We start from the raw sequence: 24,189 nt of genomic DNA, 5'->3' as shown, positions 1-24,189 counted from the left end.
TACCTACCGTTCGTTAGTTTCAGTATAAAAGATAGAAAAAATAAAGTCAACACGAATCATTCTTTGTACAAGGAGTAACAATGAATAAGATACTCCTCATACGGTATGTCGTTCAATTAACTGGAAAGGAAGTTCTTCTGAATCTCCTGTAATTTGTTCTCTTTGTATTTGTTTGTGAAACAAGGAAAAAGCACGAGCTCCCATTGTTAAACCAGGATGTTCGATGGTCGAAATTTCTAATGCTTCTGAAATTTCATGATTATCAAAACCGAGAATGGCTAAATCCTCTGGTACACGTAGTCCTTGTTTTTTTGCTTCTGTCAATAAACCTGCAGCAACTTGATCATTTGCTGCAAAAATTGCCGTTGGGCGCTCTTTCATTTTTAAAATACGTTGAATTACTTGTGCTCCGTCATGTATATTGTAGCATTGGTAAAACATCCAGTTCGGTTGTGCTCTTTTTCCTGCCTCATGAAGTGTATCAAAAAAGGCTTGTTCTCGCTGCTTTGTATTGACGCTGTTTTCACGTGCTAAGCAAATGCCAATACGCTCATGGCCTTTTTGGAGTAAGTATTCTGTACCAATGCGGAATCCTTCATAGTGATCAACATAAACAGATGAGATGAGAGGATGTTGCATCTTTTCACATGAAATAAGCGGAGCAAATTTTGCGTACGGTTCAATAGCATCCCAAGAACTTGTACGCGAACAAATAATCATGCCATCAAATTGTTTCATCTTCATCATTTCAAGAACACGAATTTCTTCAATGCTATCGTAATTCGTTTGGCAAAGGTTAATATGGTAGCCAGCAGCTAATGCTTCATTACCAATACCCTCAATGATTGTGCTGAAGTAGGGTAAGTTTACGAATGGAAGCATGACACCAATTGTAAATGTCTTACCTTTAATTAGATGAATCGCATTGATATTTTTCGCGTAATGTAATTCTTCAACAGCATCTAATACGCGCTTTCGTTTTTCATCGCTAACATATGGATGATCATTTAAGACGCGTGAAACAGTCGTTATAGAAACTCCTGCTGTTTTTGCAATTTGCTTCATGTTTGCCATATATTTCACCCCTTATTGTATTATAAAAGGAAATATGCAAAAAGAGTGAGGGGAAATTCCTTGACCTGAAAAGCTTTTCATAATTTATGTTGTAAACAAAGCTTTCCGTTATTCGCGTAACCTTGTTTATGGGGCGTGAGAATAGTGGGAAGTATTTTTTGTCTAGTTACTCTTCATGTCAAAATGTGCGAGATAAACGAGGGAAATTTTCAAAGGGAGAACGGACAGATAAAGCGAATATGAACATAACATACAAACGCTTTGTTCGTTAGAGGAGCGATAGGAAAGGGCGGAAACAAATTGAAAAAAAGACTCATTTGTTTCGTGTTTTCTAGTATTATGCTTAGCTCATGTTCTTTTCAACAGACGGTGACAGAAGAAAAAAGAATTGTGGAAAATACGGATGCAGCTGCAGATCGTATATCTGATCCTGTTTTGTTAAAAGATGCGAATAAATATTTTCCAACCCCATTTAAAGTCCCAAATTTTTTACCATATGAAATCACACATGATGTGAATGCAACAGTGAGAACGATAGGGAAGAAGAACGCTGTTTTAACAATTAAATATAAGCAACAGGAAAAAGGTAGGAAAGATTATGTAGAATTAACAGTTGCAAACTTTTCGTATAGTTTTCCTTATATTGTGGAACAAAATCGGTTTCATGAGCAAATGAAATTAGAAAATGGTTCAGCAGCCTATTTTAAAAACCGGGATGAAATAGAGAGTGGAGAAGAATTTGCAACGCTTATATGGAAGGACAAAGGATTAGAATACCAACTTTTGTACCGTAACATAGAGCCACAGGATGGAGAAATAGTAAAACAAAATTTACTGTATATTGCAAATAACATGGAAGAAAAGAACTAGCTGACGAATCAAGCTAGTTCTTTTTTTATTAATTTTTCTTTTTAATTTTGCCTGTCCAAGATTTAAAGCCACCTTGCAGCTGGTAGAAATCTTTGTAACCTTGTTTTTTTAGAAATTGTGCTGCACGACCTGTACGAAAACCGCTTTGACAATATAAATAAACAGGTTGGTCTTGACGAAGTTCTTTGTAACGAAGGCGTATTTGTGATAATGGAATGTTACGAGCCCCTAAAATATGACCAGCGTTGAATTCATCTGCTTCACGAATATCGATAAGCTGTGCTTTACGATAGCCAGAGCGGAATTCTTCCTCTGAAAGTGTTTTAATTAATTTTTTCTGATAGAAAAACATCCATACAGAGTAGCCGATGAATGCTAAGATTACGGCTAGTATAATAATAATATTTGTTGACACGATTCTATCGCTCCCTTTTTTCTTATCCTACTTTCAATATTATAATGCCCATATGTATTTATGCAACAAGTTCATGCGGTAATAAGAAGAAATTTCGTATTCTTTCACAAAGTTTGTCGAATTTGATAGACTATAAATTGTGAAAAATAATTGGTTATATGAGGTGCATGATGGGAAAAGAAAAATGGTGTTATATTAACTCTGGTCAATGTTCGCCGGCATTTAATATGGCGTTAGATGAATGTTTGTTAAATTGGCAAAGTGAAAAGAAAATGCCACCGACAATTCGTTTTTATGAATGGGAAGTGCCAACATTAACAGTTGGCTATTTCCAACGTGTTGAAAAAGATATAAATATGGATGAAGTAAATAAAAAAGAATATGGATTTGTACGCCGTCAAACAGGCGGTAGAGGTGTGTTACATGATAAAGAATTGACGTACAGTGTTATCGTATCAGAAGATCATCCAGACATGCCAAAAACGGTTACGGAAGCGTACCGTGTTATTTCACAAGGTTTACTGGAAGGTTTTAAAGCGTTAGGACTTGAGGCATACTATGCTGTTCCCAAAACAGAAGCTGATCGTGAAAAGTTGAAAAACCCACGTTCAGGTGTGTGCTTTGATGCGCCATCTTGGTATGAGATTGTTGTAGAAGGACGGAAAATTGCTGGAAGTGCGCAAACACGTCAAAAAGGTGTCATTTTGCAGCACGGTTCAATCCCACTCGAAATTGACTTGGACGAGCTGTATGATTTATTTTTATTCCCAAATGAACGAGTAAAAGAGCGTATGAAGAGTATGTTTTCCTCGAAGGCTGTTGCAATCAATGAATTAACAGATCGTACATTTACGATTGAGCAGTTGATTGAAGCTTTCCAAGTTGGATTTGAAAAAGGGTTAGATGTAGAGCTTGTGCCATATGAGCTAACAGAAGAGCAACTGCAAGAAGTGCAAACATTAGCGAAAGAAAAGTATGAAAGCGATGAATGGAATTATAAAAAATAAGGAGATGGCATATAGCCATCTCTTTTTTTATTCCGCTTTAATGGGAAGTTTGATTGGTGAAAATTAACCCTCAGTACGGGGGAAGAAAAAACCCACTGGGAGAAGTTTCATTTTATAGTAAATTCATTACTTTTTCTACTTTGATTCCTTTTTCCTGTAAAGAACGTAGGCGACTCACAACGTCCATAATTTCTTTATCGAAAGTGACGCTAATACCTTGGTTTTGTAATTCTTCTTTTAAGCTTTCGATGGAATCATCTATATCGATACCAAGTTCATAATCTTGGCATACTTCTATCGTCTTTTTCACAAGTTTTACATAGTTTTCTTGTAATTTTGAATTTGTTTCAGTTGAAGCTGTTGGTTGTGCTTTAGTTGGTGCAATTGTTTCTTTTTTTACGACCGGCGCAGGTGATTCTTTTTTGATAGGCGCTGGAGTAGGCGTTTTTACAACGGGTTCTGCACGGACTGGCTTTGGTGTAGGAACCGGAGTGACCGGGCTAGATGTTACAACGGGTTTTTCTACACGTGTAACAGGTTTAGAAACCGGTGTAACCACTTTAGGAGCCTCCACAATTGCTTCTTTTTTAGGAGCAGTTTCTACTGCTTCAGGTGCTACTTCATGTTCTTGTTCGGCAGCTTCTTTATTTTCTTTACTCCACATTACGCGTTCAATTTGTAGTGAAACATTATTTTTATTCATTGCTGTTAAAGTAACTTTACCAACTTCAGCGTTGCCGGTGAAATCAACAATTTTATAAATAACGCTTTTATTCCAATCTACGTTTCCGCTCAAAAATAATTCTTCGTTACATTTTGGCGTTAAGCCCTCGATTTTAATTTCTGCGTTTACACCGTTTTCACTATATACCATAATTAGCGAAGCATTTACATCTTCATCTGCTAACATCAGTTCACGTACCATTTTGCCGGTGCGTACTTGGGTTTTCTTCTTAAGTGACATCTAATTTCCCCTCTCAAAAATTCAATAATAATAATAAAAATCGTATAACGAAAAATAATTGCTCACGAAGAAATATGATACCGATAATAAAAGCATCACGTCAACAATTAACTTTAATTATTTTGCATTTTTCTTATTTTCTTTATGAAATTTTTCAATTTGTAAAATTAGACAGAAGAAAAACAGCCTTTTTGGAGGCTGTTAAAATCGAGAGGTTTTATATAGAACTTTGTATAAAATGTAAAAGGAAATTGCAATAAGAGCACCTTGCCAAACTGTTAAGTTGTAGGATAAATAAGGTTTTGTTTTAAAATAAATGTTTGCAAATACTGATAATCCAAAAGGTATGAAAACTGATAATATAAGCATAATTTTTTGCTTCCAAGATGCTAATATTGTAAAAGAATAGCGTCTTAATAAGAAAAAGGTTAAAAAAGCACCAGCGGTTAAAATAATAGCTGACAATATTGTTCCAGGGATACTAAATGGAATTCCTGATTTATTTGCATGACTAAAAAGCACATGCGTAAATGTATCATACCCGAATTGGATAGCTAGTAATAAACTAACTGCGAAGCCAATAACTGCACCCTTTTCGAAAGTAGTCTGGTGTTCAGAGGATTTAATTAATTCATCACAATATGCTTTTAAATCCTCTCCAAAAATATCGTAAGGATTCTTTCCATCTTTTTGAGCTTCTAAAAGGTGATCTAATATTTCTAATAATAGTTCCTCCATTTGCTCTTGCGGAATACTGGTAAAACGTAAATATATGAGCATATCGCCATAAATATTTTCGTTTTCGGAGGTTAGAAGTTTGCGTTTTTTATTGTTAAGTTCAACCATGTCTTTTGCGTTCATTTCTCTCACTCCCTGTATAATTAAAAATTTACACGTCTATAAAAACACTTATAAAAAAGATAAAAAGCAATGGCAAGTAATGCTCCAATCCAAGGAGAAACTTGATAATTCAAAAATGGATGATCTATAAAGAATAAAGAAATGACAATAAGTATAAGCCATGGGCTTTGTTGAAAAATGAATCTTTTTACACGATTCCAATTACTCATATGGTTGTTGAATAGGTCTCCTTTGATAAAATCAAATACGAAACGAATAAGAAGGTGTATTGCAATAATTATTACAAACACAAATATAAAATTTACATGTACAGATTGAAATCGTTCGTTGTCAGAGAAAAAGGGCAAAATAAAAGCAGCGAGAGAATTGATAGCGAAAAATATAGCGAGTAAGTAACTACTCATAAATGTTGGCGTGGCTATACGCTGCCATCTATTTTGTTTTGGAAGAGCATCGATAATTTCATCGCAGTAAGCTTGTAAGTCATTTCCAAAAATATCATAAGCATTTTTATTTTCTTCTTGTGCATCAAGCAAGTGATCTAAAATCTCTAGCAGCAGTTCTTCTACTTGCTGTTCTGGAATATTAGCTAATCGGATGTATACGAGCATATCCCCATAAGCAGCCTCATTTTCTTCCGTCAATAATTTACGTTTTTTATTATTCAGCTCAATTAAATCTTTCGCTTTCACCATTCTCACTCTCCCTGCAATAAATTATTTACCGTCGTTGAAACCATTCCCCAGCTCCTTTTGAACTCTTCTAATTGTTCAAAGCCTTTATCCGTTACATGGTAATATTTTCGCTTTGGTCCAAGGCTAGAGGCTTTTAATGTGCCAGCAATGAGTTTTTCTTTTTGCATTCGTAGCAAAAGGGGATAGATGCTACCTTCGCTTACGAATGTAAAACCATATTGGTTTAATTTCGTGCTCAGTTCGTATCCGTAAACTTCTTCTTGGGAAATGATGTATAAAATACATCCTTCGAGCACACCTTTTAACATTTGACTATGCATTGCTTCACCCCACTTAAGTAACTTGTTGTGCAAGGTAGCTGTTAACCAAATTATAACATTGGGTAACTTGCTATGCAAGTTACCGGAATGGAAAACTTTAAATGACGTTGTTATTGTTTGGTTGCTCATACTAGAAGGAGGGAGGGGACTTGTATGAAGCCATTTATGCCAAAGCTTGTTTATTTTGAACCAGGGACACTCCAATACCCACTTGGAAAAGAGTTATATGAGAAGTTTACAACGATGGGCTTAGAAATTCGTGAAACAACATCACATAATCAAATTCGTGATTTACCTGGAGAGAATGATTTGCAGAAATACCGTAATGCAAAAGAAACACTCGTTGTCGGTGTGAGAAGGACGTTGAAATTTGATACATCGAAGCCATCGGCAGAATATGCAATCTCACTTGCAACGGGCTGTATGGGACACTGCCATTATTGTTATTTACAAACAACACTAGGTAGTAAACCGTATGTTCGTGTATATGTTAATTTGGATGAGATTTTTCAGAAAGCGGAGCAGTATATAGAGGAACGAGCACCTGACATAACTCGATTTGAAGCGGCGTGTACATCGGATATCGTCGGAATTGATCATTTAACGCATGCTCTAAAGAAAACGATTGAATTTATTGGAAAGAATGAATATGGTCGTCTGCGTTTCGTGACTAAATACTCCCATGTTGACCATTTATTAGATGCAAAGCATAATGGGAAAACGCGTTTTCGCTTCAGTGTTAATTCTCGTTATGTCATAAAAAGCTTTGAACCGGGTACCTCATCATTTGAGGATCGAATTGCAGCTGCACCTAAAGTAGCGGGAGCGAATTATCCACTTGGTTTTATTGTTACCCCGATTTATATGCATGAAAGTTGGGAAGAGGGGTATCGTGAATTATTTGAACGCCTTTCTGATGCGTTAAAAGATTTAACCCTGCCAAATTTATCATTCGAATTGATTCAACATCGCTTTACTAAGCCAGCGAAAAAGGTAATAAAACAACTTTATCCGAATACGAAACTCGAAATGGATGAGGAGAAACGAAAATATAAATGGGGACGATATGGCATTGGAAAATATGTATATCAGAAAGATGATGCAGTAAGGTTAGAGGAAACAATGCGAGGGTATATTCACGAATATTTTCCGAATGCTAAAATTCAATATTTTACATAGAAGAATCTGTATATATACGCAAATTCTTTTTATATTTCATGTTTTGGAACTTGTTTCCACTCTTGTCATGATATCTTTTCTGGTGTATCATTTTATTGATTGCTTAGTGCGGAAAATATAAAATGAATTGGATGGAGGAAACCGATGCCTACCCCTAGTATGGAAGATTATATTGAACAAATTTATTTGTTAATTGATGAAAAGGGATATGCCCGCGTCTCTGATATTGCTGAAGCGCTTAGTGTACATCCATCCTCTGTAACGAAAATGGTACAAAAATTAGATAAAGATGAGTATCTCATCTATGAAAAATATAGAGGGCTTGCATTAACAGCAAAAGGGAAAAAGATTGGGGAGCGTCTTGTATATCGTCATGAATTACTAGAACAATTTATGCGTATTATTGGTGTAGATGAGAGTAAAATTTATAATGATGTAGAAGGAATTGAGCATCATTTAAGTTGGGAAGCGATCGATCGCATTGGTGATCTAGTACAATATTTCGAGCAAGATGAGCTTCGAATCGAAAAGCTTCGTGGTGTTCAAAAGGTAAATGAAGAACAGGGAAAGTAAAGGGAACAAGAGATGTTTCCTTTTTTGTTTGTAAAAGGAAATTGCTTTTTGGTGTTGAATGTATAGTAGTGTGAAATATACTCGTAAAAGGCGGAATAATAATGAAGGCAATTATCTTTGATTTTGATGGATTAATCGTAGATACAGAAACCATTTGGTTCCAAGCTTTTCAAGAGGTTGTCCGCGAATATGGTGGGGATCTTCCACTTGAAGAGTTTGCAAAATGTATTGGAACAACAGATGAGGTGCTTTATACATATATCGAACAACAATTGAAAGAGAATTTTCATAAAGAAGTGCTAGAAGAAAAAGTTTCTATTATGCATCGAGAAAAAATGAAAATGCCAGTAGCACGTGATGGTGTGAAAGAATATTTGGAAGAAGCGAAAAGTTTAAATTTGAAAATTGGTTTAGCTTCTAGTTCTTCGAGAGAATGGGTTGTCGGATTTTTGCAAGACTTAGGCATCCGAGAGTATTTTGAAGTGATTAAGACAAAAGAAGATGTTGAGAAGGTAAAACCGGACCCAGCGTTATATAAAGCGGCTATCCTAGAATTAGGCATAGAATCTTCGGAAGCTGTCGTGTTTGAGGATTCTGTAAATGGAGCGAAGGCGGCGATTGCAGCAGGCTTAAAATGTGTTATTGTTCCAAATGATGTGACGAAAGCATTGGTGTTTGAAAATCATCATCTTCGTTTAGAAAGTATGAAAGAAAAAAGTTTAAAAGAAGTACTTCAACATATTATGGCATTATAAGCTAAAAAAAGACCGCATTTCCTAAAAGGAAGCGCGGTCTTTCTTTTTATTTTTCTTACCTTCAATTACTGTTAAATGAGATTGTTTTCGCTTCCGCTTTAGCAAGGGTTGATTTCCTTTTTTACCTTTGTCATCAGGCGCGTTTCGTTTTAATAAAGAATTGCTTAGAGGTGCTACATTTTGTTTTCCATATTTTTGCTTCGACTGTTTCGCAGCACGCTTATAGGAGTTTTGTGAATTGGCTGAACCGCTGGAGTTTGTAAACATTTTATATAATAAGTAAAAGACACCAACAACAATTAGCATTGTGACAATGTTTCTTACCACTCCATATGGATCTGTAATCGCCGATATGACAAGACCAAATATTGCTAACCCAATGATAACTAAAAATAAAGCGAACATAAACGAACGACCGTTCATAAGGAACACCTCCTAAAAAACATATATTAAAATTAGTTTATTAGCGACAAGGGAAGGAGTTGAATAACATTTAGAAAAAATTATTGTTGTTTGTTTTCTAAACGCAATAATTCTTCAAATGATGCAATTGCAACTTCAACTTGATCATCTGCTGGTTCTTTCGTTGTTAATAATTGTAGCCATAATCCTGGGTATCCTAATACGCGCAGGACTGGAATATCTCGTAAACGGTTCGTAAACTGCAATACTTCAAACGAAATCCCAAGAACAACTGGAATGAGTAAAATACGGTTTACAACACGGACCCAAAGTGGATCAGTTGGAACGAGAAAGTAGACAAACATTCCAATGATGACTGTAAATACAATAAAGCTGCTACCGCATCGATAATGCAGGCGGGTTTGTTTTTGCACATTTTCTACTGTTAGCGGAAGATTATGTTCGTAAGCATTGATGACTTTATGTTCCGCACCGTGATATTGAAATACACGCTTAATAAGCGGAGTTAGTGACACAATGTAAATATAACTAAGCAATAAGAGAAGCTTAATGATACTTTCGACAATAATTTGCCCAGTGTGCGATGGAAAAATGGGTCTTGTCAATTCTGCCAAAAGGGCGGGTGCAGCCGTAAAAATGACTTTGCCGAAGAGGAATGATAGGACTCCGACTGCCGCTACTCCTAGTATCATCGTTAATTTTGACTGTTCTTCTTTTTTCTGCGCAAGCTGTTCATCTTCTTCAGGATGGACATCAAATCGTTCAGAAGCAAAGTTTAAATGCTTTGCTCCATTGGCACTTGCATCAATAATGGCAGCGATGCCGCGTAGAAAGGGAACCTTTCTTAACATAGATGATATTTTATTACGAGCGCGTGGTAATCGATAAAATTCGATTGATTTATCTTTACGTCGAATCGCCGTAACAGTATATTCTCTACCGCCAAACATAACTCCTTCTATGACCGCTTGCCCGCCGTATATTTGTTTTGTCTCTTCTGCCATGTTAACACCAACCTGTATTTGTTTCTCTCTTATGTAGAAAAGAGGCAATTGTCACACTTGGTTCTGTCATTGTGAGATTTGACAATCACCGAGTTTCCTTTATTTTATCGACAAATACAAGCTGCTGACAAGGGGAATTGTTACGGAAGGTAGACTTTTCTTATTCTTTTTATAGACAAATTTCGCATTATTTAAACATGCTTCAAAATAGTTTCGGACATACTAGTAAGCGGAGGTGTCGATGTGACGCAAGAACAGTCAATAACAAAGAAGATTGTGCAGATTGGATTATTTGGTGGATTATTCTGGGGAGGCGTATGGTATTTCCTTCATATTTTTTCATTTACCGAAGCTGGGCCGAACTATTTACTCTTACCTTTTGCCTTTGGAACTTGGAAAGAGGGAGTTTGGGGGAATGTACTTGCTATTGTTTTTATAGGGATTCTCTCCATTATTGTGGCATTTCTCTATAAAGCTACTTTTAAAAAATTTGAAGGCGTATTGCCAGGGATATTATACGGTTTCTTTTGGTGGGCCATTTTATTTTTAGGGATCGGTTCCATCGCTCCTGTCATTAAAAGCGCACTCCAGTTATCGAAAGAAACAATTGTGACCACAATATGTATCTTTATTTTATATGGCGTATTTATCTCTTACTCCGTTGCATTTGAGGCGAACAATGTGAATCAAGGGGAAGGGACGGAGAAGACAAACTATTCAAATAAGTAATGGGTGTGTTAGAATGTTGTATAGACATTCTTTATATTAAGGGGTTAAGGTATATGAAAAAGTTGCTCCTCGTTAACGGTCCTAACTTAAATCGTCTCGGTGTTCGAGAAGTGAATGTATATGGAAAAGGAACGTTAGCATCGCTAGAAACAGAGATGAAGCAAGAAGCAGAAAAATTGGGAGTGGAGTTAGAATGTTTTCAATCGAATCATGAAGGTGCTCTTATAGACATCATTCACGAGGCCGATGATATATATGAAGGAATCATTCTAAACCCAGGAGCATTTACGCATTATAGTTACGCGATTCGAGATGCGATTGCGAGCGTCTCGATTCCGGTCATTGAAGTGCACATTTCTAACATTCATCAGCGCGAATCGTTTCGTCACGAATCTGTGACAGCACCGGTTACCGTGGGACAAATTGTTGGATTTGGTTTCTATGGCTATAAGTTGGCGTTATTTGCATTAATGGAAAAACTCAGGGAGGCATAACCAATGGAGAAAATTACAAAATTAAGAAGTGCATTTGGGGAAGCTGGTATTGACGGTATTTTATTAACGAACGAATATAGTCGCAGATACATGACGAATTTTACAGGAACAGCCGGCGTTGTATTAATTTCAAGTGAACGCGCGCTATTTATTACAGATTTTCGTTATGTAGAACAAGCTGGGAAACAAGCGGTTGGCTATGAGATTGTACAACATACAGGTCCAATCCTTGAGGAAGTTGCAAAACGCGTGAAGGAATTAGGAATTCAAAAGCTTGGTTTTGAGCAAGATACTCTTACATATAGCTCTTATACAGCACATAAAGACGAAGTTGAAGCGGAATTTATTCCAACTTCTGGCCTTGTAGAAAAGTTACGCTTGATTAAGACGGATTCAGAGATTAAGATATTAAAGGAAGCTGCACAGATTGCAGATGCTGCCTTTGAACATATTCTATCATTCATTCGCCCAGGAGTATCTGAAATTGAAGTGTCAAATGAACTTGAATTTTTCATGAGAAAACAAGGAGCAACATCTTCTTCGTTTGATATTATCGTTGCTTCGGGACTTCGTTCAGCATTGCCGCACGGTGTGGCATCTGAAAAATTGATAGAAAAAGGAGATTTTGTTACATTAGACTTCGGTGCTTATTATAAAGGATATTGCTCTGACATTACTCGTACGATTGCAGTCGGCGAACCATCTGATAAATTAAAAGAAATTTATAATGTCGTTTTAGAAGCACAGCTGCGCGGTGTGAATGGCATTAAAGCTGGTTTAACTGGTCGTGAAGCTGACGCATTAACACGTGACTACATAACGGAAAAAGGATACGGTGAATATTTCGGACATTCTACAGGTCATGGCGTAGGTCTTGAGATTCATGAAGCACCGGGCTTAGCATTCCGCTCTGAAACGGTACTTGAGCCAGGAATGGCTGTGACAGTAGAACCGGGCATTTATATTCCAGGTGTTGGCGGTGTACGTATTGAAGACGATATTATCGTAACAAGTGAAGGTAATGAAGTAATAACGAAATCTCCAAAAGAACTTATTATTTTGTAATACACAGGAGGATTTTTCGCATGATTTCAGTAAATGATTTTCGTACAGGTTTAACAATTGCGGTGGACAACAGCCTTTGGCAGGTTATCGATTTCCAACACGTAAAGCCAGGTAAAGGTGCAGCGTTCGTTCGTTCTAAATTACGTAACCTTCGCACAGGTTCTGTTCAAGAAAAAACATTCCGTGCTGGTGAAAAAGTAGAAAAAGCACATATCGAAAACCGTCGTATGCAATACTTATACGCGAGTGGAGATGCTCACGTATTCATGGATAACGGAACTTATGAGCAAATCGAACTTGGGGAAGCTCAAATCGAACGCGAATTAAAATTCCTAAAAGAAAACATGGAAGTATCGATCATGACATACCAAGGCGAAGTACTTGGCGTTGAACTTCCAAATACTGTTGAGTTAAAAGTTGTAGAAACAGAACCAGGTATTAAAGGTGATACAGCTTCTAACGTAACAAAACCAGCTACATTAGAAACTGGTCTTGTTGTACAAGTACCAATCTTCATTAACGAAGGTGAAATGCTTATCATCAACACTGGCGAAGGTAAATACGTTTCTCGTGCATAGTTGAAAAAAGCACTCGTGATCATCACGAGTGCTTTTTTATATGAAATAAGGTAGATAATAAATGACGGTTGTAATTAGGCTGATGATAACGAGAGAAAGTGCACCAGTTATGTATGGATTTAGAGTGACTTGAAATGGTTGTATTTCTCCGGTTTTAACACCTGTTAATCCCTTGTTTATAGCGTGATCCATATTGGTGTTGCGAGATATGTTCATAATAATTAACCATATAACCGCGAAGATTGCTAAACTTCCGAGAAAGAATGTTTCCATGAATGACCAACTTACCATTTTTGAAAAAAGATAGATACCAACAATTTCTCCTGCGATTGTAATAAGAAATTTAATCGCTTTCACTCTCAGACCTCCCTAGTTTTTTGCTCTAGTTTCATCCAATTTAAAAAGTTTTCCCGAGATATAGCATGCAATACACAAGGAGATTTTGTTTCCTTTTCTAATGCTGCATGCTCCTCTGGAAATTGCTTTTCTACATGTAGAGAAGTATAAGGCAATTTCTCCTGCACTTTTTGGGAACGAATATTTGTTGTTTTTGCACCAGCAAATACATATGTAAGGTGAAGCTCTTCAAATGCAATTTTGAAAATTTCTTTTTTCGCAGCCTCGTTGTATCCTTGTCCCCAATATGGATAACCTAGCCAACTACCGATATGAGATTGTTTTTGTTCGTGATCGATATGTTTGAGAGAGGTGATACCAACTACGTCTCGACTTGCGTTTAAAATTACTCTTGAAAGGGATCTCTTCTGTTTTTCTTCTTCAATTGCAAAGCGAATAAATTCCTTTGTATCCTCTATAGTTTCTACTTTTAGCCCTAGAGCGTCTTTTACATGTGGATCAGTTGATAATGTAAAAATGATTTCTGCATATTGTAAATCGAGTGGTACTAATCGTACATACCGCATGAGCATTCCCCTTTCTTTATATTAAACATAACATATAAATAAGAATATTCAGATTTGGATAATAACTAATCAGAAAAATTATGTTTTTACTTCTGAAATAGACAACCTATGCATATGGTTGTACAAATATATTCTTTTTTGCAAAGTACCTGTTAGGAGAGAAGGTGAGAGGATGAAACAGTGGCTAGCGGCAATCGAAACATCTGTACTTGTGATGGGGCTTCTCAGGCTGTTTTCAGGTAGCGTGGAGGTATTCGCCGCTTTGCTTATGCTTTATGTTAATGATGCAAAAAAAGCATTATTTATAAACGGTATGTTGGCGTTTGTTGGACCGACTGTATTAATCATAACGATGTCAATCGGCATTGCGAGCGTTGCCAGTGAAATTTCCTTTTTAAAGCTCTTTTTTCTGACTCTTGGAATCGGTTGTATTTTTATTGCCGTGTTGAAATAGCAAGTCAAGTATGGTGGGGAGAATCCTATGAAAGAAGTGTTAGAGGTTTTGCCAAAGCATATGAAACAGTTTATTGAAAACTGTAAGCAATATAGCACATTAGAAGAAATTCGTGTTCGTATTGGGAGACCGCTTGAGTGTATAGCGCATGGAGAAGTGTATTTTTATGACTATATCGTTACAGCAGAAGATGCAATTTATTTACTAAATAAGCTCAGTCAGTATTCGATTTATACGATGGAAGAGGAGTTAAAGAGAGGGTATGTTACGCTGCGCGGTGGACACCGGATTGGTTTAGCCGGAAAAGTGATTACGGAAAAAAGTAAGGTGAAAATGATTCGTGATGTTTCGTCATTTAATATTCGAATCGCACGACAAAAAATCGGAATTGCTGAACCGCTCTTGCCGTACTTATACCACTCACGTTGGCTGAATACGATGGTAATTGGACCGCCACAAACAGGAAAAACAACACTCTTACGTGATGTCGCCCGTTGTATGAGTCAAGGAGTTGCTTCTCATAAAATCCCTTCTTGCAAAGTAGGAATTATTGATGAGCGATCTGAAATTGCTGGATGTGTGAAGGGGATTCCGCAATACGAGTTTGGACCGCGTGTTGATGTGCTTGATGCATGTCCGAAAGCGGAGGGAATGATGATGATGATTCGTTCCATGAGCCCAGATGTACTAATTGTTGATGAGATTGGACGCAGGGAAGATAGCGAAGCGATTATGGAAGCGGTGCATGCGGGTGTCCAGCTTTTTATAAGTGCACACGGCTTTTCATATGAAGATGTCATAAAGCGGCCGTCTTTAAAAGCGGTTATGGGGTTAGGTGTGTTCGATCGCTTTGTGGAATTATCAAAAGCGCGAGGCCCTGGAACAGTTGTGCAAGTGAAAGATATACGTGGGAAACCTGTTCTAAAGCAAGGAAAGGTGCCGAGCGTATGATGAAAATTTTTGGTGCTGTCTTAATTGTAGCAGTTACCACCTTGTTTGGTTTTTCTTATGCAAAGCGGTATAGTGAACGACCGCGCCAACTTCGGTTATTAAAAGCAGCGCTACAATCGTTAGAAGCTGAAATTATGTATGGACATACACCTTTATCAGAAGCAGCTGAACGCCTTGTGAGACAAATGCCGAAACCTTTAAATTGGATCTTTCGTAGCTTTTCTAAACGGCTAGAGCGCGGTGAGCAAACCGTTAGAGAAGCTTGGATTGAAAGCTTACAAGAAAATTGGAAACTAACCGCATTTAAACAAACAGAGTATGAGATTTTACAGCAATTTGGTGAAACGTTAGGGCAGCATGATCGTGAATCACAGCAAAAGCATATTCGTTTATGCATTACCCATTTAGAAAGAGAAGAGGGCGAAGCGAAAGCGATGCAGCTTCAATATGAAAAGATGATTAAAAGTTTAGGTGTATTAATAGGACTGCTCATCGTAATTTTACTGCTATAGGGGGGAGAAAGACGATGTCTATCGATGTTGGATTGATATTTCAAATCGCCGGAATTGGCATTGTTTTAGCATTCATTCATACAGTACTCAAAGAATTAAAGCGAGAAGATATTGCAAATTGGGTCATTCTTGTCGGTTTCGTTGTTATTTTATTCCACGTTGCATTTTTGATTAATACTTTGTTTGACAAGATTAAAAGCGTCTTTCTCTTTCAGTAAAGGAGGCGGTTCGAATCGAGATTTTACAAATTGTCGGATTAGGCCTCGTCGCGACATTTTTAGCGGCTGTGTTAAATCAACATAAATCTAGTATGACCTCATTATTTATTGTATTCGTTGGTAGTGTTATGTTTCTTCTACTAATCGATCAAATTCATTCCATTTTAAAGATGATTGAGAGAGTTGCAAGTGAAGCAAAAGTAAGCAATGTATATGTCGAAACGTTACTAAAAATCATTGGAATTGCCTATATTGCTGAATTCGGAGCGCAAATTACAAAAGATGCCGGACAAGGTGCAATTGCCTCAAAAATTGAACTAGCTGGAAAAATTTTAATTCTTGTCATGGCAATTCCAATTTTAACGGTTGTAATAGAAACAATTCTCGGTTTTTTACCTACAGGATAAGGGGGAGTGAATGTTGCGAAAGCTTGGAACAAAGCTGCTGTTTGCTTGCTTCCTTTTCTTTTCTTTACCAATTGTCGTACAAGCTTCTCCTATAGAAAAAAACGTTGTAAATCAGCAGTTGGATAAGCTTGGAATCGAAGATGTGAAGCGGTATTGGGATGAGATTGTCACAAAGTATGGCGGCTATTTACCGGAGAGTCAAAAGGGAAGTTTTATGGAATTTGTAAAAGGAGAAAAGGAGTTTTCTATAAAAGAATGGATGCTTGGTTTATTAAAATATTTATTTCACGAGCTCGTTGCAAATGGAAAGCTGCTTGGGACGCTCATTATGCTCACAATTTTTAGTGCGCTTTTACAATCTTTGCAATCTGCTTTTGCAAAGAGCAGCGTTAGTAAAATTGCGGATGCAGTTGTATATATGGTGTTGGTTATTTTTGCTTTAAATAGCTTTTATGTTGTGATGACGTATGCACGTGAAACGATTCAGACGATGGTGGATTTTATTTTAGCCTTGCTACCAATCTTGTTGGCTCTTACAGCAACTGGAGGCGGTGTGGTATCTGTATCTTTTTTTCATCCGATTATTATTTTTTTAATGAACACAAGTGGGTTACTCATGAATTATATTGTACTCCCGCTTTTATTGCTTGCGACAATATTAAGTATTGTAAGTACAATGAGCGATCAATATAAAGTAACAAAATTGTCCAAGCTTTTGCAAAATGTAAGTGTTGGAAGTATCGGCATCTTTTTAACGGTTTTTCTCGGTGTTTTATCCGTACAAGGAACTGCAACGGCTGTTGCAGATGGAATTGCCGTGAAAACAGCAAAATTTGTAACCGGTAACTTTATCCCTGTGGTTGGAAGGATGTTTACGGAAGCGGCAGATACGGTTATTAGTGCTTCCGGGTTGTTGAAGAATACGGTTGGAATTATCGGGCTCATTATTTTATGTTTAATTGTTGCTTTTCCTGCAATTCAAATCTTTTGTATTGCGTTTATTTATAAATTTGCTGCAGCGGTACTACAACCAGTTGGCGGAGCCCCTATTATTCAATGTTTAGATATTATTGGGCGGAGTATTATTTACGTATTTGCTTGTTTAGCTATCGTATCCTTTATGTTCTTTCTAAGTATTACCATCATTATTGCGGCAGGGAATATTACGCTCATGATGCGATAGGAGGCGGGGGACATGCAATTTATTACAGAGTGGATTCGAAATATTATTGTGTTTTTACTGCTAGCTACAATACTGCATCTCATTCTTCCTAATTCGAATTTACAGAAGTATGTCAAGTTTGTTGTGAGTTTATTGTTAGTCGTATTGATTTTAACGCCCCTCTTTAAGTTATTACAAACAGATGTGAATGAAGTCATTGCGAACTTTAACCAAGAGAAATATGTAGCAGGTGGAACAACAGAAAATTCAGTTGATGCAAAGAAAAAAGAAATACAAGCCTCACAACGTGCATATAATTTAGAACTGATGGCTGTCCAAATGAAAAAACAAATCGGAAAAGAACTAGAGCAAAAGTATGGCATGACAGTGTCAGATGTAAAAGTAATTGTGTCAGAAAATAAGACAGAAATAAAGTCACCGAAAGATATCCAGTCTGTTATTGTGACGCTACAACCAGCTGAATCTAGTAGACAAGGGGCAATTGAAACAGTAAAACAAATTGAAATTAATACGAAGGAACCGAAGGAAAGGACGGAAGAAACTAACGCAGAAATGAAGCAGTTCTTTTCAAATCAATGGCAGCTAGAAGATAAACAAATTCAAGTTCAAATGGAAGGGGGACAGGTAGAGTAAATGAACAATAATAATAATGATAAGTTCTCATTTCTTCGCAACTTTTTTAAAGGAAACGAAAAAGATGACAAGGATGAAAAAGAGAAAGGGAAAAAGGTGACGCCGAAATTTTTGCTTGTCCTACTCATACTAGGAATGCTACTTATGTTTTCTAGCAATCTCTTTCAAGCGAAAAAAGAAGAAGTCCCTGTGTTCAAAGAGAAAACAGGACAAGAGTCACAGAAAGATGTACCAACCTTTGGACAAAAGAGTAGTGATAACATGTCTATCGTAGAAAAATATGAAAAAGCGTATGAACAAGAACTGAAAACAGCGCTAGAAAATGTTACGGGAGTAAAAGATGTGTCCATTGAAATTAATTTGGATTCATCTGAAGAAAAGATACTTGAAAAAAATATTGTGAAGCGATCACAAACCACTGGTGAAACCGATAAAGCAGGAGGCAAGCGGCAAGTGGAAGATGAATCGCTTGATGAAAAGACAGTAATTATTCGTGAAGGGGATAAAGAAACTCCAATTATATTACGAACAGAGAAACCGAAAGTACGAGGTGTTCTTGTCGTAGCGAAAGGAGTGGATAATCTACAAGTAAAAGGAATGGTGAGAGAAGCGGTAACGCGTATGCTCGATGTTCCGAGTCATCGCGTAGCAGTATTACCAAAAAAGAGTTAGGGAGGAAATAAAGTGTTAAAAAAACAAACGGTTTGGTTATTAACGATGCTGAGTTTAGTAGTTGTACTGTCTGTCTATTATGTAACAGCACCTGAGAAATTGAATCAAGTTACACCAACAGCGAGTGATAAGCTTGGGCAAGAAAAACAAGGTGTTGAAAAAGAAGTGACAAAAGAAACAACAACAGAAACTCCGAATAAAGAAACGGATAAAAAGGAAAATGGTAAAAAAGAAACAAGCAAAAAAGAAAGCAATGTAACAGTGCAGTCAAGCGATGATAACTTTACAGCAATGCGTTTGAAAATGGATGATCAACGTAGTGAAGCGAAAGAAAAGCTGCAAGAGGTCATGAATTCAACAAAATCTTCTGCTGAGCAAATTAGTAAGGCGAAAGAAGAGTTTAATGCTTTAAATGATGTAGCGGCAAAAGAAACATTACTCGAAACAGTAATTAAATCACAAGGCGGTTATAAAGATGCGCTTGTAAGAGCGGATGGAAGTGATATTAAAGTAACGGTAAAAGCAGCAAAACATTCACAGAAAGAAGCAAATAAAATTATTCAACTTGTTCGGAGTGAAGAAGGGTTAAAAGATGTAGGCGTTAAATTTGACGTAGCAAAGTAAAGGTATATATCAATCAGTGGTGAAATAAAAAGGCTATCGTTTTCGATAGCTTTTTTTTATGTCATATGCTTGTTGTTTTTCTGTTTTTTCAGTAGGAAAAGGAGAGATTCGTTGAGAGTAAAAGATCAAAGGCTCGTGACAATGATGGTTGCTTTTTCCATATTTTAACTGAATGAAAAGAACAATAATCCAAACAATAACAGCTGGTATGAAGAGGATAAGCCATAACATATTTTTGCACCTCACTATATATTACTGTACTTTGAACATACTATTCTTATATGAAGGAAATATGAACGGCCTGTAAATAAAAAAATAACAACTGGTAAAAAATATATAGCCATTGATGGATGGAGGTGAGGGAGAACAACAAGTGTGAACAGTTTGTAGCATAATTTGTCATAAAGAAAAAACATGTTTTTTTTGAAGTGGTCTTGCCAATTTTGAGTGAAACTTGGTATTATTACTAGGTGATAATTTTTAGCGAAATACTATTTTTACAGGAATTTCGATTTATCGTAAAGAAATATAAAGTTGGAATGTTAAAAATATTTATCGTAAGATAAGAGTAACAAAATTTCTATTAGTGAGTTTTATAGGAATGATTTCCCTAATAGAATCGATCGTATTTTTACAGACAATGCGTATAGTTATTTTAATAAGGTTCTGTAAAAGTGTGACAAACAAGTGCATGGGAGTGGATTTTATATGTTTAAAATTCAAGAAGTTTGTGAATTGATTAAGTTAATTGATAGTTCTAATATTGATGAATTTGAATACGAAAAAGATGGCACTACAATTAAAATGAAAAAACGCGGTAATGAAGTTGTTTCAGTGCAGACAGCTTCAGTAACGAAACAGCCTATACAAACACAAACGGTAGAATTGGAGACGGCAGTAGCTCCTGCACAGGTGGAAACACCGAAACAGGAGGAAAAACAAGTAGTTCAAGCTGAAAATTTACATAAAATTACGTCCCCAATGGTTGGAACATTCTATGCTTCTTCTTCGCCTGATACATCTGCATATGTAAGTGTTGGTGATCGTGTATCGAAAGAATCTATTGTGTGTATTATTGAAGCAATGAAGTTGTTTAATGAGATTGATGCAGATATTGAAGGGGAAATCGTTGAAATTCTTGTTAATAATGGACAACTTGTTGAGTATGGACAACCGCTATTTCTTGTAAAGGCGTAATAAGGGAGTCTTTGTGATGATAAAAAAAGTATTGATAGCGAATCGTGGGGAAATTGCTGTACGAATTATTCGAGCTTGTAAAGAGATGGATATCGAAACAGTTGCAATTTATTCAGAAGCAGATAAAGAATCGCTTCATGTGCAGATCGCAGATGAGGCATATTGCGTTGGACCAACGATGTCAAAAGAAAGTTATTTAAATTTAACGAATATTATTAGCGTTGCAAAACTAACAGGCTGTGATGCGATTCATCCTGGTTATGGATTTTTAGCAGAAAATGCTGATTTTGCAGAACTATGTCGTGAGTGTAACTTGATTTTTATCGGACCAAGTCCAGAAGCAATTTCAAAAATGGGTACAAAAGACGTTGCCCGTGATACAATGAAAGAAGCAGGGGTTCCAATTGTTCCGGGATCACAAGGGATTATAAAAAACACAGAAGAAGCGATAGAACTTGCAAATAAGATTGAATATCCTGTTATTATTAAAGCGACTGCAGGCGGCGGTGGAAAAGGAATTCGTGTTGCACGCAGTGAAGAAGAGCTTGTAAAAGGGATTCAAATTACACAGCAAGAAGCTAGTACCGCTTTTGGAAACCCTGGTGTATACTTAGAAAAGTATGTAGAAGATTTCCGCCATGTTGAGATTCAAGTAATGGCAGATACACATGGCAATGTCATTCATTTAGGAGAGCGTGATTGTACAATTCAGCGCCGTTTGCAAAAACTATTAGAAGAAAGTCCTTCTCCAGCTCTTGATGCTGGTATTCGTCAGCAAATGGGTGAAGCGGCAGTGAAAGCAGCGGCAGCGGTTGATTATACAGGTGCTGGTACGGTTGAGTTTATTTATGAATATAAAACGAAAAGCTTTTACTTTATGGAAATGAACACACGAATTCAAGTAGAACATCCCGTTACAGAGCTAGTAACTGGAGTAGATTTAATTAAAGAACAAATTCGCGTCGCTTCCGGAGAAAAGCTATCGTTACAGCAAGAAGAAGTACAATTTAACGGCTGGGCAATTGAATGTCGAATTAATGCGGAAAACCCTGCCAAAAACTTTATGCCATCTCCAGGTAAGGTAGAAATGTATTTACCACCAGGAGGATTTGGTATTCGCGTCGATTCAGCTGTTTATCCTGGTTATTCCATTCCACCTTATTATGATTCAATGATTGCGAAATTAATTGTTCACGGGAAAACACGTGAAGAAGCAATTGCAAAAATGAAGCGAGCACTTAGTGAATTTGTCATAGAAGGCGTACATACGACAATCCCGTTCCATTTGCAATTGCTAGATCATCCTGATTTTATAAAAGGGGAATTTAATACGAAATTTTTGGAAGAGCATGAACTTGTGACGCAGTGATACATTTAAAGGAGGTTTTTTTCATGACTGAACATATGTTAGATATGGGTCAAGATACAACTCTTGGAAAAGTAGAAATTGCACCAGAAGTAATTGAAGTAATTGCAGGCATCGCTGCTGTTGAAGTAGATGGTGTAGCGGCAATGCGTGGCAACTTTGCTACAGATGTTGTTGAGAAGTTAGGAAAGAAAAATCATGGTAAAGGCGTGAAGGTTGAATTAGTAAACGACGACATTATCGTTGATGTTTATGTTCTCATGTATTTTGGTGTAGCAATTCCAGTTGTTGCACAAAAAATTCAAGATAACATTCGCCAAGCGCTCTTTACAATGACAGGTCTTGAGCCAAAAGAAGTGAACGTTCACATCGTTGGCGTAACATTCGAAACGCAAAAAACAGAAATCGAGCCAATGTAACACTGAAAAGGTGCCTCGTCAAATAGGCACCTTTTTTATCGTTTCATTTTCTTCACAACTAAACCTTCTAATTATTATATTATTTCAAAAAATAAGAATATACGCAGAAAGATACTCATTTTTCAAAAAACGTACATTGTGATATGATATGGAACCTGAAGTTAACCTTTTTATTATTTTTCAGCCTTGTAACTCGTGTATCAAACGATAAATTGTGGTATTATCATTGTATTATAAGGTTGAAAAATCAATGAAAACTGTAAGAGTAAGTAAATTGACGGCTTATAAATTATAACAATATAACAAAACATAATGAAAGACTTGAAGTATAAAGGAGAGTTACAATGAAACGTAGGACGGCTAGAGAAAGAGCCATGCAAGCATTATATCAAATGGATATTACCGGAGAATTAGATCCGAAAGTAGCGGTGGAAAACACGCTAGAAGAAGGCGAAGAAACAAATGAGTTTTTAGAATCACTTGTCTTTGGTTGCGTAGAACAAAAAGAGACAATTGATGAATCTATTCGTCAAAATTTAAAAAAGTGGAAATTAGAACGTATTAGTATTGTGGATCGCAGTATTTTACGTCTAGCTGTGTATGAAATGAAGTACATGGAAGAGATTCCACACAATGTAACAATTAACGAAGCGATTGAAGTGGCAAAAACATATGGGGATGAGGAATCTCGTCGTTTTATTAACGGCGTTTTATCTAATATAAAAGATACACTGTAATTTCTTTAAGGGGGAATCTTAAAATGGTAGCAGTAATCATCAAAGGAAATGAAGTTGCGGAGAAAAAGCGAGTACAACTAAAAGAAGAAGTTGTGAAGTTGAAAGAACAAGGAATTGTACCAGGACTAGCAGTTATTTTAGTTGGAGAAGATCCAGCTTCTCATTCCTATGTAAAAGGGAAAGAAAAGGGTTGTGAACAAGTTGGAATTTATTCAGAGCTAATTGAGTTTCCAGATACAATTACAGAGGAGCGTTTGCTAGCTGAGATTGATCGCTTAAATGAAGATGACCGTATTAATGGTATATTAGTGCAATTACCTTTACCGAAACATATTGAAGAGAAAGCTATCATTGAAAGAATTTCGCCTGAGAAGGATGTAGATGGTTTCCATCCAATTAGCGTTGGTCGTATGATGACAGGGCAAGATACGTTTCTACCATGTACACCACATGGTATTGTGGAGTTAGTAAAAGAGACAAATCTTGATATTTCAGGAAAACACGTTGTTGTAATTGGAAGAAGTAATATTGTAGGGAAACCAGTTGGTCAGCTATTTTTAAATGAAAATGCGACTGTAACATATTGCCATTCTAAAACAAAAAATATAAAAGAATTATCAAAGCTAGCTGACATTTTAATTGTGGCAGTTGGAAGAGCGAAGATGGTAACGGCTGATTATATAAAAGAAGGCGCAGTCGTAATTGACGTTGGTGTCAACCGTTTGGATACAGGGAAATTATGTGGCGATGTTGACTTTGAGAATGTCCTGGATGTAGCAGGTTATATTACACCTGTTCCAAAAGGAGTCGGTCCAATGACGATTACAATGTTGCTTCATAATACAGTAGAATCTGCAAAACGCGCAGGTGTTGTTTGTAAATAATTT

33 protein-coding genes and 1 pseudogene are annotated in these 24,189 nt (G+C 36.7%); 23 read left to right on the top strand and 11 right to left on the bottom strand.

Translation table 11 applies throughout. The features are described from left to right. Positions 1 to 96: 96 nt before the first annotated feature. Positions 97 to 1,074 (bottom strand): LacI family DNA-binding transcriptional regulator, encoded by a 978-nt coding sequence (locus QRE67_RS19680; protein WP_286121899.1) that lies wholly within the window; start codon positions 1,072 to 1,074, stop codon positions 97 to 99. A gap of 324 nt (positions 1,075 to 1,398) precedes the next feature. On the opposite strand from QRE67_RS19680, the gene QRE67_RS19675 reads away from it, so the two are divergent. Beyond that, entirely contained in the window at positions 1,399 to 1,944 is a 546-nt protein-coding gene (locus QRE67_RS19675; protein ID WP_286125332.1) for a DNA polymerase III subunit delta, read from the top strand. 28 nt (positions 1,945 to 1,972) lie between these two features. Here the strand turns inward: QRE67_RS19675 and QRE67_RS19670 are convergent, their stop codons facing one another. Continuing rightward, the gene (locus QRE67_RS19670) at positions 1,973 to 2,359 is read right to left on the bottom strand and encodes a rhodanese-like domain-containing protein (protein ID WP_286121898.1); all 387 of its coding nucleotides are present in this window, start codon (positions 2,357 to 2,359) and stop codon (positions 1,973 to 1,975) included. 170 nt (positions 2,360 to 2,529) lie between these two features. Here QRE67_RS19670 and lipM point away from each other — a divergent pair, with 170 nt between their 5' ends. After that, positions 2,530 to 3,366 carry an octanoyltransferase LipM gene (lipM, locus tag QRE67_RS19665; RefSeq protein WP_286121897.1) on the top strand — a complete coding sequence of 279 codons (837 nt, stop codon included), beginning with the start codon at positions 2,530 to 2,532 and terminating at the stop codon, positions 3,364 to 3,366. Positions 3,367 to 3,478: 112 nt separating this feature from the next. Here lipM and QRE67_RS19660 read toward each other — a convergent pair whose 3' ends face one another. The 4 genes from QRE67_RS19660 to QRE67_RS19645 form a co-directional block, all read right to left on the bottom strand. After that, positions 3,479 to 4,330, bottom strand: coding sequence for a hypothetical protein (locus QRE67_RS19660; protein ID WP_286121896.1), 852 nt, complete (start codon positions 4,328 to 4,330; stop codon positions 3,479 to 3,481). Positions 4,331 to 4,531: 201 nt separating this feature from the next. Beyond that, complete coding sequence (locus tag QRE67_RS19655; RefSeq protein ID WP_286121895.1) at positions 4,532 to 5,191, bottom strand: DUF1048 domain-containing protein; 660 nt, start codon at positions 5,189 to 5,191, stop codon at positions 4,532 to 4,534. A 20-nt stretch (positions 5,192 to 5,211) separates the two neighbouring features. Beyond that, positions 5,212 to 5,883, bottom strand: coding sequence for a DUF1129 family protein (locus tag QRE67_RS19650; protein WP_286125331.1), 672 nt, complete (start codon positions 5,881 to 5,883; stop codon positions 5,212 to 5,214). A gap of 5 nt (positions 5,884 to 5,888) precedes the next feature. Continuing rightward, positions 5,889 to 6,206, bottom strand: coding sequence for a PadR family transcriptional regulator (locus QRE67_RS19645; protein WP_286121894.1), 318 nt, complete (start codon positions 6,204 to 6,206; stop codon positions 5,889 to 5,891). A gap of 153 nt (positions 6,207 to 6,359) precedes the next feature. Here QRE67_RS19645 and splB point away from each other — a divergent pair, with 153 nt between their 5' ends. The 3 genes from splB to QRE67_RS19630 all read left to right on the top strand — a co-directional run bounded on the left by splB (position 6,360) and on the right by QRE67_RS19630 (position 8,713). After that, a complete protein-coding gene (gene splB / locus QRE67_RS19640) occupies positions 6,360 to 7,385 on the top strand; it encodes a spore photoproduct lyase (protein ID WP_286121893.1) in 1,026 nt (341 codons plus the stop codon). A 144-nt stretch (positions 7,386 to 7,529) separates the two neighbouring features. Next, positions 7,530 to 7,958: a transcriptional regulator MntR gene (gene mntR, locus QRE67_RS19635; RefSeq protein WP_286121892.1), complete on the top strand. Its 429-nt coding sequence runs from the start codon at positions 7,530 to 7,532 to the stop codon at positions 7,956 to 7,958. 101 nt (positions 7,959 to 8,059) lie between these two features. Next, complete coding sequence (locus QRE67_RS19630) at positions 8,060 to 8,713, top strand: HAD family hydrolase (RefSeq protein WP_286121891.1); 654 nt, start codon at positions 8,060 to 8,062, stop codon at positions 8,711 to 8,713. Positions 8,714 to 8,734: 21 nt separating this feature from the next. Here QRE67_RS19630 and QRE67_RS19625 read toward each other — a convergent pair whose 3' ends face one another. Next, entirely contained in the window at positions 8,735 to 9,136 is a 402-nt protein-coding gene (locus QRE67_RS19625) for an SA1362 family protein (RefSeq protein WP_286121890.1), read from the bottom strand. Positions 9,137 to 9,216: 80 nt separating this feature from the next. Beyond that, positions 9,217 to 10,140 (bottom strand): DUF1385 domain-containing protein, encoded by a 924-nt coding sequence (locus QRE67_RS19620; RefSeq protein WP_286121889.1) that lies wholly within the window; start codon positions 10,138 to 10,140, stop codon positions 9,217 to 9,219. Positions 10,141 to 10,383: 243 nt separating this feature from the next. Here QRE67_RS19620 and QRE67_RS19615 point away from each other — a divergent pair, with 243 nt between their 5' ends. From QRE67_RS19615 to efp, 4 genes are read left to right on the top strand one after another with little or no spacing between them, the layout of a single operon-like run. Further along, on the top strand, positions 10,384 to 10,869 hold the full coding sequence (locus tag QRE67_RS19615; RefSeq protein ID WP_286121888.1) for a YqhR family membrane protein: 486 nt from the start codon (positions 10,384 to 10,386) through the stop codon (positions 10,867 to 10,869). 53 nt (positions 10,870 to 10,922) lie between these two features. Beyond that, positions 10,923 to 11,363, top strand: coding sequence for a type II 3-dehydroquinate dehydratase (gene aroQ, locus QRE67_RS19610; protein ID WP_286121887.1), 441 nt, complete (start codon positions 10,923 to 10,925; stop codon positions 11,361 to 11,363). Positions 11,364 to 11,366: 3 nt separating this feature from the next. Then, positions 11,367 to 12,428: a Xaa-Pro dipeptidase gene (gene pepQ, locus QRE67_RS19605; protein ID WP_286121886.1), complete on the top strand. Its 1,062-nt coding sequence runs from the start codon at positions 11,367 to 11,369 to the stop codon at positions 12,426 to 12,428. A 20-nt stretch (positions 12,429 to 12,448) separates the two neighbouring features. Beyond that, a complete protein-coding gene (gene efp / locus QRE67_RS19600) occupies positions 12,449 to 13,006 on the top strand; it encodes an elongation factor P (protein WP_286121885.1) in 558 nt (185 codons plus the stop codon). A 36-nt stretch (positions 13,007 to 13,042) separates the two neighbouring features. On the opposite strand, the gene QRE67_RS19595 is transcribed toward efp, so the two are convergent. Together QRE67_RS19595 and QRE67_RS19590 are read right to left on the bottom strand one after the other, a co-directional pair. Continuing rightward, positions 13,043 to 13,363 (bottom strand): hypothetical protein, encoded by a 321-nt coding sequence (locus QRE67_RS19595; protein WP_286121884.1) that lies wholly within the window; start codon positions 13,361 to 13,363, stop codon positions 13,043 to 13,045. Positions 13,364 to 13,365: 2 nt separating this feature from the next. Then, positions 13,366 to 13,929 (bottom strand): GNAT family N-acetyltransferase, encoded by a 564-nt coding sequence (locus tag QRE67_RS19590; RefSeq protein ID WP_286121883.1) that lies wholly within the window; start codon positions 13,927 to 13,929, stop codon positions 13,366 to 13,368. Between the two features lie 172 nt (positions 13,930 to 14,101). Between QRE67_RS19590 and QRE67_RS19585 the strand changes: the two genes are divergently transcribed. The 9 genes and pseudogenes from QRE67_RS19585 to QRE67_RS19545 all read left to right on the top strand — a co-directional run bounded on the left by QRE67_RS19585 (position 14,102) and on the right by QRE67_RS19545 (position 19,583). After that, a complete protein-coding gene (locus QRE67_RS19585) occupies positions 14,102 to 14,383 on the top strand; it encodes a YqhV family protein (RefSeq protein ID WP_286121882.1) in 282 nt (93 codons plus the stop codon). Positions 14,384 to 14,410: 27 nt separating this feature from the next. After that, positions 14,411 to 15,334, top strand: a complete 924-nt coding sequence (gene spoIIIAA / locus QRE67_RS19580; protein ID WP_286121881.1) for a stage III sporulation protein AA — start codon at positions 14,411 to 14,413, stop codon at positions 15,332 to 15,334. After that, entirely contained in the window at positions 15,331 to 15,846 is a 516-nt protein-coding gene (gene spoIIIAB / locus QRE67_RS19575; RefSeq protein ID WP_286121880.1) for a stage III sporulation protein SpoIIIAB, read from the top strand. Before spoIIIAA ends, spoIIIAB begins: the two co-directional genes overlap by 4 nt. 14 nt (positions 15,847 to 15,860) lie before the next feature. Further along, positions 15,861 to 16,064: a stage III sporulation protein AC gene (gene spoIIIAC / locus QRE67_RS19570; protein ID WP_000020914.1), complete on the top strand. Its 204-nt coding sequence runs from the start codon at positions 15,861 to 15,863 to the stop codon at positions 16,062 to 16,064. A gap of 20 nt (positions 16,065 to 16,084) precedes the next feature. Continuing rightward, positions 16,085 to 16,471: a stage III sporulation protein AD gene (spoIIIAD, locus tag QRE67_RS19565; RefSeq protein ID WP_286125330.1), complete on the top strand. Its 387-nt coding sequence runs from the start codon at positions 16,085 to 16,087 to the stop codon at positions 16,469 to 16,471. Positions 16,472 to 16,481: 10 nt separating this feature from the next. Beyond that, positions 16,482 to 17,654 carry a stage III sporulation protein AE gene (spoIIIAE, locus tag QRE67_RS19560; protein ID WP_286121878.1) on the top strand — a complete coding sequence of 391 codons (1,173 nt, stop codon included), beginning with the start codon at positions 16,482 to 16,484 and terminating at the stop codon, positions 17,652 to 17,654. A 12-nt stretch (positions 17,655 to 17,666) separates the two neighbouring features. After that, positions 17,667 to 18,298 (top strand): annotated as a pseudogene (gene spoIIIAF, locus QRE67_RS19555) (stage III sporulation protein AF). Continuing rightward, positions 18,288 to 18,959 (top strand): stage III sporulation protein AG, encoded by a 672-nt coding sequence (gene spoIIIAG, locus QRE67_RS19550; protein ID WP_286121877.1) that lies wholly within the window; start codon positions 18,288 to 18,290, stop codon positions 18,957 to 18,959. The pseudogene spoIIIAF and the gene spoIIIAG overlap by 11 nt, the downstream one beginning before the upstream one ends. Before the next feature lie 12 nt (positions 18,960 to 18,971). Beyond that, positions 18,972 to 19,583 (top strand): SpoIIIAH-like family protein, encoded by a 612-nt coding sequence (locus tag QRE67_RS19545; protein WP_286121876.1) that lies wholly within the window; start codon positions 18,972 to 18,974, stop codon positions 19,581 to 19,583. Between the two features lie 33 nt (positions 19,584 to 19,616). On the opposite strand, the gene QRE67_RS19540 is transcribed toward QRE67_RS19545, so the two are convergent. Further along, complete coding sequence (locus tag QRE67_RS19540; protein WP_286121875.1) at positions 19,617 to 19,814, bottom strand: DNA recombination protein RecO; 198 nt, start codon at positions 19,812 to 19,814, stop codon at positions 19,617 to 19,619. A gap of 477 nt (positions 19,815 to 20,291) precedes the next feature. Here QRE67_RS19540 and accB point away from each other — a divergent pair, with 477 nt between their 5' ends. From accB to folD, 5 genes are all read left to right on the top strand, one after another. After that, positions 20,292 to 20,780: an acetyl-CoA carboxylase biotin carboxyl carrier protein gene (gene accB, locus QRE67_RS19535; protein ID WP_286121874.1), complete on the top strand. Its 489-nt coding sequence runs from the start codon at positions 20,292 to 20,294 to the stop codon at positions 20,778 to 20,780. A 16-nt stretch (positions 20,781 to 20,796) separates the two neighbouring features. Next, positions 20,797 to 22,149: an acetyl-CoA carboxylase biotin carboxylase subunit gene (gene accC, locus QRE67_RS19530; RefSeq protein WP_286121873.1), complete on the top strand. Its 1,353-nt coding sequence runs from the start codon at positions 20,797 to 20,799 to the stop codon at positions 22,147 to 22,149. A gap of 23 nt (positions 22,150 to 22,172) precedes the next feature. Then, positions 22,173 to 22,565, top strand: coding sequence for an Asp23/Gls24 family envelope stress response protein (locus QRE67_RS19525; protein WP_286121872.1), 393 nt, complete (start codon positions 22,173 to 22,175; stop codon positions 22,563 to 22,565). Positions 22,566 to 22,909: 344 nt separating this feature from the next. After that, positions 22,910 to 23,302: a transcription antitermination factor NusB gene (gene nusB / locus QRE67_RS19520; RefSeq protein WP_286121871.1), complete on the top strand. Its 393-nt coding sequence runs from the start codon at positions 22,910 to 22,912 to the stop codon at positions 23,300 to 23,302. A 23-nt stretch (positions 23,303 to 23,325) separates the two neighbouring features. Next, a complete protein-coding gene (folD, locus tag QRE67_RS19515) occupies positions 23,326 to 24,186 on the top strand; it encodes a bifunctional methylenetetrahydrofolate dehydrogenase/methenyltetrahydrofolate cyclohydrolase FolD (protein ID WP_286121870.1) in 861 nt (286 codons plus the stop codon). Positions 24,187 to 24,189: the final 3 nt, after the last annotated feature.

This window comes from Bacillus sp. DX3.1, from assembly GCF_030292155.1.
Taxonomy (GTDB): domain Bacteria; phylum Bacillota; class Bacilli; order Bacillales; family Bacillaceae_G; genus Bacillus_A.
This window is presented reverse-complemented; position numbering and strand designations above follow the sequence as displayed.